This window comes from Flavobacterium aquidurense, from assembly GCF_031458035.1.
In the GTDB taxonomy this organism is placed as follows: domain Bacteria; phylum Bacteroidota; class Bacteroidia; order Flavobacteriales; family Flavobacteriaceae; genus Flavobacterium; species Flavobacterium aquidurense_C.
In genome coordinates, this window is sequence record NZ_JAVDXR010000002.1 from 80,995 (window position 1) to 98,205 (window position 17,211).

Genomic DNA, 17,211 nt, shown 5'->3' on the forward strand with positions numbered 1-17,211 from the left:
AAATTTAGTGTTAAACGAAAAGGAATATTTTGAAACTCCTGGTCTGAATGTCTGGGTTTTTAATAATGAATACAACGGAATGTTTTTTGATGAAAAAACAGCAGGAATAGAATTTATTCATCATGGTGTCAGAACGGTAACCGGCGGAGCAATCAGATTGCAGAATACCCCGGAACAATGGGATTTAATTCCGAAAATGATCAGTCGTAAAGTAGATAAGGCGACTAATACAATTGAAGTTGTACTTAGATATGAGGAATTTAATTTTGATTCAAAGATCATAGTTACGGCAAAAGGAAAAGGTTTTATTATTAATGTTGTATTAGATAAACCGGTTCCAAAGGAGCTGGAAGGAAGAGGGGGATTTAATATGGAATTTTTACCCACTTCTTATTTTGAAAGCAATTATGTAGTGGATGGAAAAGCTGGAACCTTTCCCAGATATCCTGCAGGCAATACTAAGATTCAGCCTTTATCTCAAAAAATTCCACAGTTTGCCGGACATACCACATTTGATGATCGTGGGAAAAATGAGTTCATAACAACGCTTCCTTTGGAATCGGGTAAGAATTTAATATTAGCACCTGAAAATCCCGAACGTACGGTTACAATTCAGTCGGAAGATCAGGATGTAATGCTTTTTGACGGAAGAAATTTGGGGCAAAACGGTTGGTTTATCGCCAGAAGTATTCTTCCTTCAAACAAAACAGGCAAAGTATTAACCTGGGATGTAGAACCCAATGCAATTCCCAATTGGAAAAGACAACCAGTTATAGGATTTTCGCAAGTGGGCTACATGCCGAGCCAAAAGAAAGTGGCTGTTGTTGAACTTGATAAAAATGATAAAGCGTTATCTACTGCATCAATTTTTAAATTAGGTGACGACGGAAAATTTACAGAGAAATTAAAAGCGAATGTTAAGGTTTGGGGAAATTATCTAAGATATAATTATGCACAAATTGACTTTAGCGCTATAAAAGAAAAAGGCCTTTATTACATTCAATATGGTGACCAAAAAACAAATACTTTTCAGATTGAAGAGGATGTTTACTCAAAAATATGGCATCCAACTATGGATGTGTGGTTTCCTGTTCAGATGGATCATATGATGGTAAATGAAGCGTATAGAGTCTGGCACGGAAAACCATTTTTAGACGATTGTCTTCAGGCGCCAATCAATCATGAACATTTTGATGGTTATAAACAAGGTCCAACGACAGAGACGAAGTACAAGCCTTTAGAACGTATTCCGGGAATGTCAGTTGGGGGTTGGTTTGATGCCGGCGATTTTGATATACAAACTTTTTCGCATGTGAGTGTCATCAACAGTTTTGTAGAATCCTGGGAAGCCTTCAAAGTAAACAGAGATGAAACTTATATTGATCAAAAAACACAATTTGTAGACATTCATCGACCTGATGGTCAGCCTGATATTTTGCAGCAAATAGAGCATGGCGTATTGAATCTTGTCGCACAAGTGGAGAATATCGGGCACCCTGTCAGAGGGATAGTGGTTCCTAATCTGCATCAATACCATCATTTAGGCGATGCATCTACGGAGACAGATAATCTGCCTTATAATCCGGCTCTTAAGCCTTACGAATCTAATGGTGTTTCTACTGGTACACTTGATGATCGATGGGCGTTTACAAACCGAACGTCATTTCTTGATTTCAGAACAGCCGGTTCTTTAGCGGCAGCAAGCAGAGCTTTAAAAGGATATAATGATGCGCTTTCTGCAAAATGTTTATCTCTTGCTGTAAAGTTGTACAACGAAGCAACTGAAATAGAAAAAAAGGCAAAACCAGATACTAGCCCAATGTCGAGATGGGGAAAAGGAAGTGATATGATTGCGATTTTGCAACTGTATTTAACTACCAAAGATGAGCAGTATAAAAAAGGTTTTGAAGATAAAATTTGGAAATTGCTAGATGAAAATTTAGAATTTAATATTGGTTCAGCGCTTTTAGCCGTGTCTTCTTTGGATAATAGCTATAAACAAAAATTACGTGGCTATGTAATCAGGTACAAGGATAAAACGGACAAAGAAAATGCTGAAAATCCTTATGGTGTGCCAATAGCAAAAAGAGGATGGGGAGGTACTTCACAAGTTATTAATTGGGCAAGTACAAATTACTACATTCATAAATTTTACCCTGATCTCATGGACAAAGAAAGTGTTTATCAGGGATTGAATTATATTTTGGGCTGTCATCCTTATTCTAATTTATCTTTTGTGAATGCCGTGGGAAACAGATCCAAAAAAGTGGCTTATGGAGGTAATCGTGCCGACTTTACGACAATTGCGGGTGGAGTAGTTCCGGGACTTATTTTTCTAAAACCTGATTATCTGGAGAACAAAGATGATTGGCCATTTTTTTGGGGAGAAAATGAATGTATTATAGACGGTGGTGCCTGGTATGTTTTTCTTGCGAATGCCGTAAATGATCTTGCTAAGGAAAAATAATAAACAGGCTTAAAATTTAACCGCAATCCCGATAGCTATCGGGAGCAAAGAGATTACGTAGTCGCAAAGTTTGTTTCACGCAGATTCTGCAGATTCTGGCAGATTCAACAGATTTATTAATTATCTGCGCATATCTGCTTCAATCTTTTTAAAATCTGCGTGAAACAAAATTTTGCGTCTTTGCGTCTTTGCGAGATTAAATAAAAAGTTTGCGGTAAAATTAACCACAAAATAAACAAATATAAAAATGAAACGATTTCTAAATATTGCCATACTAATTTCCAGCTTGTGCTTTGTATCAGGCTGGAGTCAGGAAACACAAATAGTAGAAGATTTTAAACCTTCAACTATTAATCAGGGGGATAAACAATTTCCTCAGGTAAATTCACAACGACGCGTACGCGCGAGTATTGCTGCTCCCAATGCAAATAAAGTACAGCTTGATATTGGCGGAGTGAAATATGATATGCGAAAAGACGCTAATGGAGTATGGACTGGAGAATCGAATCCGCAAGACGAAGGATTTCATTACTATCAGTTAAATATTGATGGCGCTTCAGTTCCTGATCCGGGAAGTTTGTATTTCTATGGCGCAGGAAGGTATGGCAGCGGAATAGAAATTCCGGCTAGCGATCAGGATTTTTTCGCTTTAAAAAATGTACCTCACGGTTTGGTTAGTGAAAATGTTTATTTCTCAAAATTAACGAATGCTTTTAGACGTTGTTTTATTTATACACCTCCGGGTTATACTGAAAATACAAAAACACGTTATCCGGTACTTTATTTACAACACGGCAGTTTTGAGGACCAATCTGGCTGGTCTGCCCAGGGTAAAGCAAATTTAATTTTAGATAATTTGATTGCTTCAAAACAGGCAACTCCCATGATTATTGTAATGGATAATGGCTACGCTTATAAACCACAAAGCAATGAATCAAAGGATAAAAAAGAACGTCCGAAATCTATTTTTGAAGAAGTACTTATTACCGAAATCATTCCGATGATCGATACTAAGTTTCGTACGCTGGGTAATCGTGATCACAGAGCTATTGCAGGCCTTTCAATGGGAGCGAATCAAACGATGCGAATTATGATGAACCATCTGGATACTTTTTCGTATTACGGAGGATTTAGCGGTACAGCTAATTACCCGAGTATAGAACCTATTGATGCTTCAAGTTTTTTAGAAGGAAAATATAAAGATGGGAATGCACTAAATAAAAAAATCAAACTCTTTTGGTTAGGCTTAGGGACAAAGGAACCTAGTCCGTTTCCTAAATCAATTGGTGCTTTTAAAACGATGTTGGACCAGCAAGGAATTAAATATGTGTATTACGAATCGCCTGAAACGGCTCATGAATGGCTTACATGGCGCAGATGCTTAAATCAGTTTGCTTCTAAATTATTCAAATAGCATTCTAAGCATCAATAAAAAAGAGCTCAGTTTATAGAAAAAATCTTCTACAAACTGAGCTCTTTTTTTACTTAAATTTAATTTTCAAAATGTTTTTGTACTGCGAGAACTAAAAACATAAAATCTGTAGCGCCACCACCCGTTACATACTCTGTTTGCTGCCAAAAGAAAGGCCATTTTTTAAGTTCCGGCAAGTTGGGTCTAATAAGCGCGGTACCAGAAGTAACTCCGCCGGGAATGTACGACCAGTCTGCGCGGTTCATCCCATAAGCAATTAAATTAATAGTGAATTTGACCCAATACCAGAGGCAAAAGATGCTGTATTATTTCCCTGATGAACGCCAAGTATAAAATTCAAAGCATTACTATAGACCTCATAGTTGGCATATTCCGGCCATGATTTCGAAAAGTAATATTGTTGAACACCAAATTCCTGCAAAGTCCATCCAGCTCCCCAAATATTAGGTGTGTACGGAACCCCATATGGGGAATCTGTAAACGAATTATTTTTCGTTTTAGCACTCCATTTTTTTGCTTCAACATATAATTGATCCAGAAATGATTTATCCTTGATATGATGTTTCAACTCCAGCTGCTATTATAAATTAAAATTTAATTGATTTTTGCAAACTTATTAGCCAATATTTTAAAAATTTACTGATCTGTAACGCCGTATTTTTTACAATTTTGCTAAATTTACTCATCAAGTTAATTTTAGCTAATAGAAGTCAAGTAAGTAAAAATATGAAACCGGAGATAACCACTTTAAGAAAGTTCAGAGATATGATTGCATATATGAACTTACCCGTCTTCTCTTATATTGATAACGACGATTTTGCTATTATAAAAATTCATGAGATGGGATTAAAAATGCCTTATATTACACCCACCTTCAGACCGGATTTTTATACTTTAATAATTGTAAGTGAAGGAAAAGGTACTTTTATGGCAGGTGATCATGTATTTGAACTTGGTCCACAGCATGTGTTTATGAAATATCCAGATAGTTATTTATCCAGTGGCTGGACAGAATCACCAGTTGGATATAACATTTCATTTACGGAAGAATTTCTAACTAAATACTTTCCTGATGGAATTGATGAAATTCCTGTTAAAGACATAACTAACGCATTTAATTACGGACTTAGCGATGATGATTATAAATCATTTGATGACATTTGCGCTGAAATGTACAATGAAGCCATTTCTTCTTCAAACAATAGATATGAAATGATCGCAAATCTTCTTATTCATTTTTTGTTACTCATCCAACAACATCAAAATAAGATTAAATTAGAGATTCAGAATGAAAAAAATGCCCTTATCCTGGCATCTTTCATTAAAAATGTTGATCAGAATTTCAACATGCTCCTGTCTGGGGAGAGTACAACCGTTCTTCGTACCAAAGAACATTCTAAATTGTTAAATGTTAATGAAACTTTTCTATCTAAAGTAATCAGTAAAACTTCAGGCAGAACAATCAATCAATGGATAAACGACAGACTCATTGACGAAATCAGTTATTTGTTAAAAAATACCCATAGACCAATTCCTGAAATTGCACAAATGTTTGCTTTTAACGATCTTGGATATTTTTACACATTTTTTAAAAGGAATACTAAAACTACTCCAAGTTCAGTAAGAAATGATTTTAACGCTTTGGATTCTGATCGCACTCATGTGTATCGCGGTGACGTTGTAAAGATTAGGACTAACTGGTAATCTGCCAGAAAAATAGATAATTATTATTCCATTTTCAAGTGCTTTAAATATTTGATATGTTATTGAATCAGCATTTTGGACTGGATTTAAATCTAATTACAGCAATTGTATTTATTTCGCTAAATTTGATTGACTTATCAAAGTGGTAATTTAGAATTTAAGCGAATCTGAAATGAAACCAGAGCTAACCTCCTTAAAAAAGTTCAGAGATATATTGGCCTTTATGAATCTTCCTGTCTTTTCTTATATTGACAACGATGATTTTGCCATAATAAAATTACACGATATGGGATTAAAAATGCCTTATCTTACCCCAATCTATAGACCTGATTATTACACTTTAACCATAATACAGGGTGGCAAAGGCACTTTTGTTGTAGGGGATCATATTTACGAACTTGGTCCTCAACATGTATTTATGAAACAGCCAGATCTCTATTTTTCAAGTGGCTGGACAGAATCGCCAGTTGGCTATAGCATTTCATTTACGCGGGTTTTCTTCGAGAAATACTTTCCCGACGGTATTGGCGATCTTCCATTCAAAAACAATGCAAACGCACTTAATTATTACTTAATTAAAAGTGATTTTAGTCAATTTGAAGAAATTTGTAGCGAAATCTACAGCGAAGCCACTTCTGTTTCAAATTGTAAATACGAGTTAATCTCAAATCTTCTTATAAATATTCTGTTACTTATTCAACAACATCAGAGTTCAACAATATTAGGTATTCAGGACGAAAAGAATGCCGCGATTGTTACATCATTCCTTAAAAACATAGATCAGAATTTTAACATGTTAGTTTCAGGTGAAACTACGACATTACTGCGTACAAAAGAACATGCAAAACTTTTAAATCTGACGGAAACGTATTTTTCTAAAGTAATTAGTAAGGCCTCTGGTAAAACTATTAACCAGTGGATTAACGACAGGCTAATTGATGAAATCAACTATTTGCTAAAAAATACTAATAAGCCAATTCCTGAAATTTCAGAAATGTTTGCTTTTAGTGACCCTAAATATTTTTATAAATTTTTTAAAAAGAATACCAAAAATACGCCAAGTTCAGTACGAAAAGAATTTAATTCGGCTGACCGTGATCGCGCTCATGTATATCGTGGAGATGTTGTAAACATAAGAGCGACCTGGTAGGCTCTTTATTTTTTTAATATCTTACTTTAATCCATATATTTTTTGCGGTAATTTCCCGGTGATTGACCGGTATGTTTCTTAAAGAAAATATTAAAATAAGTCAGATAGGAAAAACCTAAGATGTAAGCAATTTCTTTTATAGAAAGACGGGAATCTTTCATTAGGCTTTTTGCAACACTTAATGTTTTTTCAATGATCATCTGGCTGCCTGTTTTCCCTGTTTTTTCCTTTAGAACACTTGAAAGATAATTTTTATGAAGCTGTTGCATTTCGGCATAATCTTTTATAGTCATAACGATGTTGATCTTTCCTTTAAGTACTTGATCATAATGATGTTCCAGATTTTGCATAAAATCCTGTATAATGTCTGGATTTCGATTTAGCGGCGTTTGAAGTTTGTATCCTTCCCAGTATTCTTTTTTAATTTTAAGCAGGAATCTGGCAAGTAAATTAGCACATATTTTCTTTTGCAAAGGGCAATCTCTCTGAAGTTCCTTAACAATCTGAAAAATTGTTTTTTTTAATTCCTGTTGAAATTCTTCTGAAATATTTAACGGAAGATGTCTTTCAAATAATAAAAATGGAAACGTTTCATAAATAGAAATTCCTGCATATTTATTGATAAAACTTTCGGTAAACCACAGGCCGTAAGATTCAGTTACACTCTCCCAGGTCAATTGCTGAAGTTCGTGTGGTTTATTTACAAACAACATTTTTGGTTTAATAATATGTGGATCCTTATCAACAATAATTGTTCCCTGCGCCTCCACTACAAATCCAATTGAAAAAAATTCAGTGTAAAAAAGTGGAGTAGACCATGGAAGTGTATGTTCCGGATGCAATATTTTTGAGTCGACAAAACAAAGCTCATCATCTCCAATCAGTCCATGCGAGAGATCACTATCTATTAGATTTACAGATTCAAGAAAATCACTGAATTGAATTCTTCGGCGCTCTTTCATTTTCAAATAATTCTACAATTGAAGACTCTTTTTGCGATAATTAACTGGCGATAAGCCTGTATGTTTTTTAAAAAAGATACTAAAATAAGATAAATAGCTGAATCCTAGTATGTAAGAAATCTCTTTTAATGATAATCTAGGGTCTTCAATAAGAATTTTTGCTGCACTCAGGGTTTTTTCCGCTATCAGTTGTGCGCCTGTCTTTCCTGTTTTAGTCTTTAAGATACTTGATAGATAATTTTCATGTAGTTGCTGCATTTCTGCATAATCTTTTATGTACAACGTTCTTTGCACTTTACCTTTTAGCAATTGGTCATAATGGAATTCAAGATTCTGGAAAAAATCATTAACGATATCCGGATGTTTCGTTTCTGGATTATTAATCACATAACCTTCCCAATATTCCTGCTTTATTTTTAGCAAAAATCTTGTCAATAAATTAGCGCAAATTTGGTTTTTTAAGGGCGAATCATTTATAAGTTCATCAACAATAAGCAAAAGAATTTTTTTCAGCTCTTGTTGAAATTCTTCTGTGGTTTTTAATGGTATTTGTCTTTCAAAAAGCAAAAACGGAAAGGTTTTATAAATAGATATTCCGGCATATTTGGAGATAAAATTCTCAGAAAAAAGTATTCCGTAAGACTCATTCATAACATCCCATGTAAGTTGTTGAAGCTCGCCGGGTTTATTGACAAATAACATTCTAGGTTTAATGTTGAACGGTAGCTTATCGACTATAATTTTGCCGTAAGCGTCCAGAACGAAACCTATTGAGAAAAATGTAGTAAAAAAGGGAGGTGTTACAAAAGGAAGCTGGTCGTCGGGATGAAGTACTTTGGAGTTGACAAAGGAGAATTCGGCATCTCCTAAATGCCCATGAGACATATCCACGCGATCTAAATCGACGTAAGACAAATCCTGACCCATTATTTTGACAGTATCAAAGAAATCTGTGAATTTAATTTTGTTACTATTTTCCATTTTTAAATGTTTATAAGTCCTACTACCTTTATCATTTACTTAACGTTTGACGATTTGAAAATTGAGAATTACACATAATTCTGATTTTTGTCAGCGTTGTTAAACTCTTTTCTCAAAGCGTTAGGTGCGTTTAAAGTTTGCGTTTTAAAATAGCTGCAAAAATAATTTAGATCATTAAAAGCAAATAATGCGGCTATCTCTTTCATTGACTTATCTGAATGTTTCAGCAGGTATTTAATTTCATCAATAAGCTTCTCATTAATCCATTCATTGATCGTTTTTCCTGTACAATTACTTATTACTTTTGAAAAATAATTTTCGTTAACATTCAATAATCTGGAATGTTCTTTCGTTCGCATTAGTGAAGTGTCCTCACCACGAATAAGCCTGCTAAAATTATTTTCCATATTTTGACGAAATGCACTCACAATAGTAGCCTGTTTTTCACTTTCCAGTTTCAAAGTTGAATCGCCATTGTGATGTAATTGCATTAAAAATAAAAGATTAAGAATAAGATTTGCTATAAGTTCATCTTTATAGGACATTGTTGAAATTGCTAAATTGTAGATCTCCTGGCAAGTCTGCTCAAAATATTTCCAGCTTTTCTCAGTCAGATCGCAGGAATATCCATTTTCTCCTCCTAACTCCAGAACAGTATCAATACCGGCAGGAAAATATTGCAAGAGAAAACTTTTCCGAAAACTGATTGCATAAACTTTTTTAATTTTTGTCCAATAGCTGGATGAAAATGATTCTGGACGGGTAATTATAATTTGGTTAGAACTAAATTCAAATTCTTTATTCCCAACAGCATAAGTACCACATCCGTCGATTACTATGAACAAATTATAAAAGTCAGGCCGAAACGTTGGTGACTGGAATGGTAATTTTATCCCAATTTTATGTAGTTTTATAAAACTAAAATCTTCACTATTATAAGTGGAAATGGGTAGATTCATAAAAGCCAGACATTCAGTAATTTTACTTAAATTGGTTAATACTGGTTTCATCTTAAGTTTCGTATATTTAGTAAGATAGCTTGTGTGTCTGTAGATTTGATTTTTCAAAATTGCGTAAAATTGTAATCATACAAGTTTCAAATCCTGACTAAAAATTATAATATTTAAAGATTTTAGTTTAATGAACGTTTTTTTATAAAAAAAAAGCACGTAAAAGCTTCATTGTGTGGTTTTTAATTGATTTTATGTTTAGTTTTTAGATTTTTATATTACCGTAGTAATCCATTTACATAAGGATGTGTGCCAAAAAGAAGTTTATTTTTTTGCATAGAAGATTTATGGTGAAGTGTGTTTAAACCGTATGAGTCTTTATAAAAATTGATTTTCGAAGTTTAGGTTCAATATTTTTTGTTTTGTGTCCTTTTCCCGTAGTGTCTTCTACCAATAAAATCGATCCCGTTTCAAAGCTTCTTTTTTCTCCTAACGAAGTTTCAATTTCTACACCACCCGCCAGTAAAACAATATATTGACGGTCTGGTGCATTATGAAAATCGTAATCGTAGGAAGGACTAACTTCTCTGAAAACAATTGACTTTACTGGTTCAGCATCAGATAAGAATCCGATATCACCATTGTTTTTCAACGGAACTTGGAAGTCTTCAAAGTGACTTTCGCCATTTTTGTCGCTGTATATTCGGGTTATCTGTATCATTTTTTTGTAAAAATAAGTTCGTTGGCCACATCCACCTCGTCCTGACTTATCGTATGTCCCATATTTTCGTAGATTTTTTTAGTTACTGACGCGCCCATTTTTTTAAGAATTGCTTCTGTTTCATTTACTCTTTCAACAGGGACATGAAAATCGGGATCACTTGTTCCGATGAAAACAGGTGTATTTTCGAAGTTTCCGGTATAATGATTTTCATAAACCTTATCACCAATGAGTCCGCCTGTAAAAGCTACAATACCACCATATTTTGCAGCATTTCTTGCTGTATATTCCAAAGCAAGACAGGCTCCCTGTGAGAATCCAAGAAAGTAGATATTCTCTTTTTCGATTCCGTTTTGCTGAATTGCAGCAACCACCTTTTGAATGGCATCTAATGATTTTGATAAAGAAGGCTCATTCTCTTTAATAGGTACTAAAAAAGAATAGGGATACCAGGTTCTGTTATCAGCCTGAGGAGCAACTAATGCGAAATCATCGACTTTGAGATGTTTTGCAACTGAAATAATATCATGTGCATCCGCACCACGTCCATGGATCATGATCAGTGCCTTTTTAGCATTATTTAACGACAAACCGCCGGTTATAATTTCTGTATTCATAAGTTTTATTATTTAAGCTTTATAATATAGGAACGTTCGTTTTAACGCATAGCTATATGGCTATGTTTTGATGATCTGTGGGTGATCTAAAAAAAGGCGTAAATTATTTTTTCCAGATATCCAGATATTCATCAGGATGTTTTTGGAATTGTGCGTGTACGTAAGGGCAAAGCGGTAAAACCATTAAATTATTAGTACGCACATAAGATGTCATTTCGTGTAGCAATTTTTTAGCATAACCTTTTCCTTCGGCTTCAGGCTCAACTCCTGTATGGTAAACGGTTAGTAAATCGTTTTTTAAACTTACCGTCATTTCGCCTAGTTTTTTATCATCGATATATAAATTAAAAGCGCCATGTTTTTTCTCGTCTAATTCTAGTTTTATTGTTTCCATATATTTTAAATTATATAATTGTTTTTTATATAAAGAGAACTAATATTCATCTCTTAAAGATTATCGATTATCATAAATCGGGAATCTTAAACCAAGATCTGACTTAATTCGGGCTAAATTTCTTTTACAAAATTAAGGAAGGTTCGAAGATCTGTCCATTAACCTGGATTAAGAAAAAAAATAATCTCGTTGTCTTTTAGGCTCACTCTCTCATCAAAGTAATACTGAGCAGAGATAACGTTACAAGAATTTTCTGTACAAGAATTAACTCTTCAATGTTAGACCTTATGTAGGAACGCTAAAATTGTTTTATCAAATGGTAGTTTAATGTTTTGATAGTTGTGTAATCATTTGTTATTCTGAAAGATACGTTAAATTCAGATTGAGCAATATTTTAATAAATCTACAATACTACCTTAAATCTTTAATATTTATAATTTTTGATAACTTTTCTACAGAAACTCCGGTTGTGTTTAGAATTAGTTTTGCTATAACGAAAACCAAATCTGTCGATTATGATTTTTACATCAATTTTAAAATCATAAAACATAGAATTTATAAACTTAAGAAAATGACAAATTACGATACACTAACAGAGGCAATTACTGTAAAACAATCCGAAGGATATACTTTCGATTTTAATCTTAGTAATTCAACATTAGATTGTAAAAAGTTAAATAGAACATTTGATTCTACTGAATTCAATGTTGATGCATTTTATCGCTTTGAAGGAGATTCTAATCCAGATGATTCCTCAATACTTTATGCAATAAGTACAGAATATGGTATAAAAGGATTATTGGTAGATGCTTATGGAGCTTATAGTGATAACTTAAATGCAGCAATGATTCAAAAATTGAAGATGAGATAAATAATTAGAGACAATAAAAAATATAGAATTAGAAAAAAATAATTTATAAAAATATGGATACAATTAAAAGATTGCAGTCACAAAATAAAATCAAGAGATATTTTGGAAGTATCGCTTTAAACGATAAAACAGAAATAGAATTATTATCGAATCCTATTGTAACAAACAATGATATTTTTAAAAAAGTTATTGAAAATTATGACTATAACTTACAGGTATCGGCAGACGGTCAATACGTTATACTACTGGATCGCGAAATTGAAGCATCATCAGGCATAGAGAGCGACTTTTTTTCTGGCGGTACATTTTTGATAGGAGAAACAGCTCGAAAAGTTCAGGAAACTAAAAACATAAAAACTCAAATTAGCCCCTCGATTTTGATTTATAAAACTTTAAAATCATACGCCACGCCATTTTTAAATTGGAAGCGTTTTCTAATTGACTCAAGAATTTTAGATATATAATATTTATTCATAACATTTTAAAAATAAAAAAATGGACGATTTAAATGCCATAGGATTAGACGCTGTCAAAAGTGAAGAGTTAGCATATCAATTGAATAATTTACTATCTAATTATTCAATATTTTATCAAAATGCGAGAGGATATCATTGGAATATTAAAGGGGATGATTTCTTTGTGCTGCATCAAAAATTTGAAGACTTATATAATAATCTGTTTTTAAAAATTGATGAGGTTGCTGAAAGAATACTAACATTAGGATTCAGACCAAATCACAATTTTACCGAATATTTTAAAACAGCATCAATTCTGGAAACCAATGAAGTAATTGATGGACAGCATTCTGTTGGTAAAGTTGTAGAGTCATTAGGAATACTTTTGGCTAAACAAAGAATTATACTTGATTTATCTGCAGCAATAGATGATACAGGAACCAATAGTTTAATGAGTGATTACATTCGGGAACAGGAAAAAATGGTATGGATGTATTCAGCATATATAAAAAATTAAACCATTATATAACAACATTATGAAAAATAAAATATTTGAAACGGGCGAATCATATGCACCTCTGATTTTAAGAGTTATCCTTGGTGCTGTTGTATTAATGCATGGTATGCAAAAATTATTTGGCTGCTTTGGAGGGATGGGTTTTTCCAGAACTATGTTATTCTTTACTGACTTCGTGGGTTTACCATGGATTATGGGTTTTCTGGTAATCATGTTGGAAACTGTTGGCGCGGCGGCACTTATTGCCGGTGCAGGAACAAGACTTATTGCCTTTTCCTATACGATTCTTCCATTAGGGATGATAATTACGACGCATTTTAAAAACGGATTTTTTATGAATTGGTTTGGAACATTAAAAGGAGAAGGCTACGAATACTTTATTCTTTGGATCGGAATGGCAATTGCCTTATTTATTTTAGGTGGAGGCAAATATGCAATAGACAAAATTTTTATTGAAAAGAATAATTATAAAATAAAACAATAAATATGGAAAATATTGATAATAATAACAGAAGATCATTTTTAAAAAAAATAGGAATGGCCTCCGTTGGTTTTGCCGGGTTACCATTGGTTTCTTCCTCACTAATTGGATGTAAAGATGATAAAATGACGTCAGAAAATGGGATTGGTAGGAATAAGGGATATTCTAATATAGTGATAAGAAAGAATATTGCTGATATTCCTGTCGATGATCCGGAAATAAAGTTGTTTAAAGATGCGGTAGGAATCTTAAAAAAACGTTCGCAAATTTCACCTTTAGATCCAATGGGCTGGCAGGCAAATGCTTTGTTGCATACTACTTTTTGTGCTACAAGTATGTATTCTAATCAGGTACACTACAATTGGTATGTGTGGCCCTGGCACAGATTGTATTTGTGGTCATTAGAGCAAAAACTGCAAAAAGCAGTATCTGAACCAAAATTAGCATTGCATTACTGGGACTGGACAAAAAGTAATTTTATACCAGAACATTATTGGGGAGATGAAAGTAATCCATTATTCAATGCTTCGAGGTTTGTGGGACCGAAAGACAAAATACCAAATGACTTCATCAATGTAGGCGCAGGCTTTAGAACAAAAGATTATAAAACATTTGGAGGGTATCCCGCTATAAAAAAATTTGGTGATGCACAGCTTGATGGTATGGCGGAACAGTCTTTTCATAATAATATTCACAATTGGATTGGAGGACAAATGGCAACTTTTGTAGAGTCTGGTTTTGAACCCATTTTTTATGGTCATCATGGAAATTGTGATCGCATCTGGGATGCCTGGCTTGCGTATAGTCCTGACAATAAATTACCAGAAAGTGAAGAGTGGTTAGAAAAAAAATTATATGCCACAGACGGCAATGGGCGTCCTGTAGATTTTAAAATAAAAGAATTATTAAATACAGAAGATTTGGGTTATCGTTTTAATGATTTAAATCTCAATCCTGATTTTTGTAATCCATTTGCTGAAGAAGATAAGCCAAAGAGGAATGAGTCGAAAAGGGACTGTATTGCACCTTTAAATTTAAAAACCTCGGATACACATTCTATAAGCAGGGATTTCGCTGACAAGGAAAGATCTCACGTTATATTACACTTTGAAAGAGCCCAGCTTCCCTATCAGCCCTATTGTGCAAGAGTATTTTTTGAGTATATGGTGGACGGAAGGAAACAAAGTAAATACACCGGTACTTTTACTATTTTACCCATTTTGGATATAGATTCGGTTTTGTTGCAAAACGGAGTATTTCTTCAGATTGAAATTGAAAAGGAAATTGCTCAGGCGGTAGATCAAAAAATTAAAATTGACGTAATTTTTCAACCTGTACCATTACCAAACAGAAATATTCCTGATGAAATTTTAAAGTTAGAAAATATTTCAATTTATAAAGATTATGAAAATAGAGGTAACCTTTAGAGTTTTACTCTTGACATTGATTTTCGCAGGATGTACAAAAACTGAAAAACTTCCCATTTTAGGTGAATTATCAACTGACCCTCAAACTGGAAAAAACAGATATTATCAAACACCGGAATTTCAATTAAAAAATCAGTTTAATCGTGATGTTACACATCTGGATTTTGAAAATAAAATACAGGTTGTTGATTTCTTTTTTACGAGTTGCCCCACGATTTGTCCGAAAATGACAAAGCATTTAAAATTGGTAGAAAAAGCTTTTGAAAAAATAGATGAAGTGGCTATCGTCTCTTACAGTATAGATTATAAGAATGATAGTCCTGCAAAGTTAAAGCAGTATTCAGAAAACTATAATATAAATAATAATAAATGGACCTTCTTAACTGGTGAAAATGATGCTGTTTTTGAACTTTCTAAAGATTATAAAGTACTAGCCTTCGATGACGGTACTGTTAATCAAAAAAACATAATTCACGATGGAACATTTGTTTTAGTTGATGGTAAAAGGAGAATTAGAGGCTATTATGATGGTTTAAGTGTGCGAGATACAAAGAGGTTGATTCTGGATATTAATAAGCTTATTAAGGAGGAGGACAATTAAAAATAATTTATAAACAGATGAAAAAATATTACCTGATTTTTATAGTTGTATTTGGTTCTGCTGTTTATCCGCAACAAATAAATGAATTTGCATTTTTACGATATAATGATGTTATTTCAATTGATAGTACAAATGAAAATTTTTATTATAAAATCAAGCAAATAGCGATCTCTGAAAAGTATAAATCCTTTCTTTATTTCGGAGGGGAAAACAGGGCTCAGTACCAATATTTTAAAAATGAAAATTGGGACGAGGCCAATAGGGATGATAATGGTTTTATACTCAACAGGGCACTGTTTTATGGTGATTTAAAAATAGGTACTTCATTTCGTTTATTCACTCAAATACAAAGCAGCTGTTCGATTAGCAGATTAGATCCTAATCCATTAGAGGAAAATCCTTTAGATCTCCATCAATTGTTTTTTGATATTAGTTTAAGGAACTTAAAACTTAGAGTGGGAAGACAGGAATTATATTATGGATCACAGAGGCTGATTTCAGTTAGGGAAGGGCCAAACAGCAGACAGGCATTTGACGCTGTAAAAATCATGTATCAAAGTAAAAAACTATCGGCAGATGCTTTTTACAGTTATTATGTCAAAAACAGGTTTGGAAATTTTAATGATAAGATTGATCCGGATACAAAACTTTTTGGATTGTATACCAGCATGAAAGGAGTTAAACATTTCAACAATATAGAAGCCTATTTTTTTAACCTACAAAAATCAGAAAGCACGTTTAATACTTTTTCGGGACAGGAAAACAGAAATACTGTGGGTTCAAGAATTTGGGGCGCAAGTTCTAATTGGAACTATGATATAGAAACTGCATATCAGTTTGGGAAGTTTGACAGTAAAAGCATTCACGCCTGGACATTTTCAATTAATAATTCTTTTACTTATGTGGTAAATAAAAGAATTCAGAAAATAGGTTTTAAAACGGAATATATTTCTGGTGATAAGATCCAAAATGATGGTACTATAGAAACATTTAATCCTCTTTTTCCGCGAGGTGCATACTTTGGTTTAGCTGCTTTGATAGGACCTTCAAACCTGATTGATATTCATCCTTTTCTGGAATGTCAGTTAACACAAAAATTAAACTTTTATGTCGATTATGATATCTTTTGGAGGGCTTCAGAGAACGATGCTATATATCAGCCAAATGGTGCCGTATTATTTAATAGCTCAAATTCGACATCAAAAAAAATAGGAAATCAATTAGGAGCTTCATTTGAATACACTTTTAATAAATACCTGAGTTTTACTCTCGAAGGCACATGGTTTAACAGTGGGCCTTTTATTAAAGATGTTAGTAATGGTAAAGACATATTGTTTACAGCAAGCACCCTGACTTTAATTTTATAAAATAAATTCATTTTATACGGGACATATAATATGACAGAATGGAGTATTTAATTCCAACATCAAGTTAAGTATATAATGAAAAATTGCCAGGAGACGGTTTGAGAAAGAATTTAA

At 33.2% G+C, this 17,211-nt stretch carries 19 protein-coding genes; 11 read left to right on the plus strand and 8 right to left on the minus strand.

All coding sequences use genetic code 11. From position 1 onward, the window contains the following. Window positions 1–7: 7 nt before the first annotated feature. Window positions 8–2,467 carry a glycoside hydrolase family 9 protein gene (locus J2X17_RS03610; protein WP_310294790.1) on the plus strand — a complete coding sequence of 820 codons (2,460 nt, stop codon included), beginning with the start codon at window positions 8–10 and terminating at the stop codon, window positions 2,465–2,467. Window positions 2,468–2,714: 247 nt separating this feature from the next. Further along, window positions 2,715–3,881: an alpha/beta hydrolase-fold protein gene (locus J2X17_RS03615; protein ID WP_310294792.1), complete on the plus strand. Its 1,167-nt coding sequence runs from the start codon at window positions 2,715–2,717 to the stop codon at window positions 3,879–3,881. Between the two features lie 77 nt (window positions 3,882–3,958). Here the strand turns inward: J2X17_RS03615 and J2X17_RS03620 are convergent, their stop codons facing one another. After that, window positions 3,959–4,144, minus strand: coding sequence for a hypothetical protein (locus tag J2X17_RS03620; RefSeq protein WP_310294794.1), 186 nt, complete (start codon window positions 4,142–4,144; stop codon window positions 3,959–3,961). Between the two features lie 11 nt (window positions 4,145–4,155). Continuing rightward, window positions 4,156–4,467, minus strand: a complete 312-nt coding sequence (locus J2X17_RS03625) for a hypothetical protein (protein WP_310294796.1) — start codon at window positions 4,465–4,467, stop codon at window positions 4,156–4,158. 158 nt (window positions 4,468–4,625) lie between these two features. Between J2X17_RS03625 and J2X17_RS03630 the strand changes: the two genes are divergently transcribed. Together J2X17_RS03630 and J2X17_RS03635 are read left to right on the plus strand one after the other, a co-directional pair. Further along, entirely contained in the window at window positions 4,626–5,603 is a 978-nt protein-coding gene (locus tag J2X17_RS03630; protein ID WP_310294798.1) for an AraC family transcriptional regulator, read from the plus strand. Between the two features lie 172 nt (window positions 5,604–5,775). Further along, window positions 5,776–6,753, plus strand: coding sequence for a helix-turn-helix domain-containing protein (locus tag J2X17_RS03635; RefSeq protein WP_310294801.1), 978 nt, complete (start codon window positions 5,776–5,778; stop codon window positions 6,751–6,753). A gap of 26 nt (window positions 6,754–6,779) precedes the next feature. Here J2X17_RS03635 and J2X17_RS03640 read toward each other — a convergent pair whose 3' ends face one another. The 6 genes from J2X17_RS03640 to J2X17_RS03665 all read right to left on the minus strand — a co-directional run bounded on the left by J2X17_RS03640 (window position 6,780) and on the right by J2X17_RS03665 (window position 11,378). After that, complete coding sequence (locus tag J2X17_RS03640; protein ID WP_310294803.1) at window positions 6,780–7,715, minus strand: helix-turn-helix domain-containing protein; 936 nt, start codon at window positions 7,713–7,715, stop codon at window positions 6,780–6,782. Window positions 7,716–7,727: 12 nt separating this feature from the next. Next, window positions 7,728–8,696, minus strand: coding sequence for a helix-turn-helix domain-containing protein (locus J2X17_RS03645; protein ID WP_310294805.1), 969 nt, complete (start codon window positions 8,694–8,696; stop codon window positions 7,728–7,730). A 68-nt stretch (window positions 8,697–8,764) separates the two neighbouring features. Next, window positions 8,765–9,706 carry an AraC family transcriptional regulator gene (locus tag J2X17_RS03650; protein ID WP_310294807.1) on the minus strand — a complete coding sequence of 314 codons (942 nt, stop codon included), beginning with the start codon at window positions 9,704–9,706 and terminating at the stop codon, window positions 8,765–8,767. 301 nt (window positions 9,707–10,007) lie between these two features. Then, a complete protein-coding gene (locus J2X17_RS03655; RefSeq protein WP_310294809.1) occupies window positions 10,008–10,367 on the minus strand; it encodes a cupin domain-containing protein in 360 nt (119 codons plus the stop codon). Next, on the minus strand, window positions 10,364–10,984 hold the full coding sequence (locus J2X17_RS03660; protein ID WP_310294811.1) for an alpha/beta hydrolase: 621 nt from the start codon (window positions 10,982–10,984) through the stop codon (window positions 10,364–10,366). The genes J2X17_RS03655 and J2X17_RS03660 overlap by 4 nt, the downstream gene beginning before the upstream one ends. A 103-nt stretch (window positions 10,985–11,087) precedes the next feature. After that, entirely contained in the window at window positions 11,088–11,378 is a 291-nt protein-coding gene (locus tag J2X17_RS03665; protein WP_310294812.1) for a GNAT family N-acetyltransferase, read from the minus strand. 571 nt (window positions 11,379–11,949) lie between these two features. On the opposite strand from J2X17_RS03665, the gene J2X17_RS03670 reads away from it, so the two are divergent. Genes J2X17_RS03670 through J2X17_RS03700 form a run of 7 tightly spaced genes read left to right on the plus strand, consistent with a single transcriptional unit; the run spans window position 11,950 to window position 17,097 of the window. Next, complete coding sequence (locus J2X17_RS03670) at window positions 11,950–12,249, plus strand: phosphoribosylpyrophosphate synthetase (RefSeq protein ID WP_310294813.1); 300 nt, start codon at window positions 11,950–11,952, stop codon at window positions 12,247–12,249. Between the two features lie 53 nt (window positions 12,250–12,302). Beyond that, on the plus strand, window positions 12,303–12,713 hold the full coding sequence (locus tag J2X17_RS03675; protein WP_310294816.1) for a hypothetical protein: 411 nt from the start codon (window positions 12,303–12,305) through the stop codon (window positions 12,711–12,713). A gap of 31 nt (window positions 12,714–12,744) precedes the next feature. Next, window positions 12,745–13,221: a Dps family protein gene (locus J2X17_RS03680; protein WP_310294818.1), complete on the plus strand. Its 477-nt coding sequence runs from the start codon at window positions 12,745–12,747 to the stop codon at window positions 13,219–13,221. A gap of 19 nt (window positions 13,222–13,240) precedes the next feature. Then, complete coding sequence (locus tag J2X17_RS03685; protein ID WP_310294820.1) at window positions 13,241–13,705, plus strand: DoxX family protein; 465 nt, start codon at window positions 13,241–13,243, stop codon at window positions 13,703–13,705. A gap of 2 nt (window positions 13,706–13,707) precedes the next feature. Then, window positions 13,708–15,129, plus strand: a complete 1,422-nt coding sequence (locus J2X17_RS03690; RefSeq protein ID WP_310294822.1) for a tyrosinase family protein — start codon at window positions 13,708–13,710, stop codon at window positions 15,127–15,129. Next, entirely contained in the window at window positions 15,107–15,730 is a 624-nt protein-coding gene (locus J2X17_RS03695) for an SCO family protein (RefSeq protein ID WP_310294824.1), read from the plus strand. Before J2X17_RS03690 ends, J2X17_RS03695 begins: the two co-directional genes overlap by 23 nt. Before the next feature lie 17 nt (window positions 15,731–15,747). Beyond that, window positions 15,748–17,097, plus strand: a complete 1,350-nt coding sequence (locus J2X17_RS03700) for an alginate export family protein (RefSeq protein ID WP_310294826.1) — start codon at window positions 15,748–15,750, stop codon at window positions 17,095–17,097. Window positions 17,098–17,211: the final 114 nt, after the last annotated feature.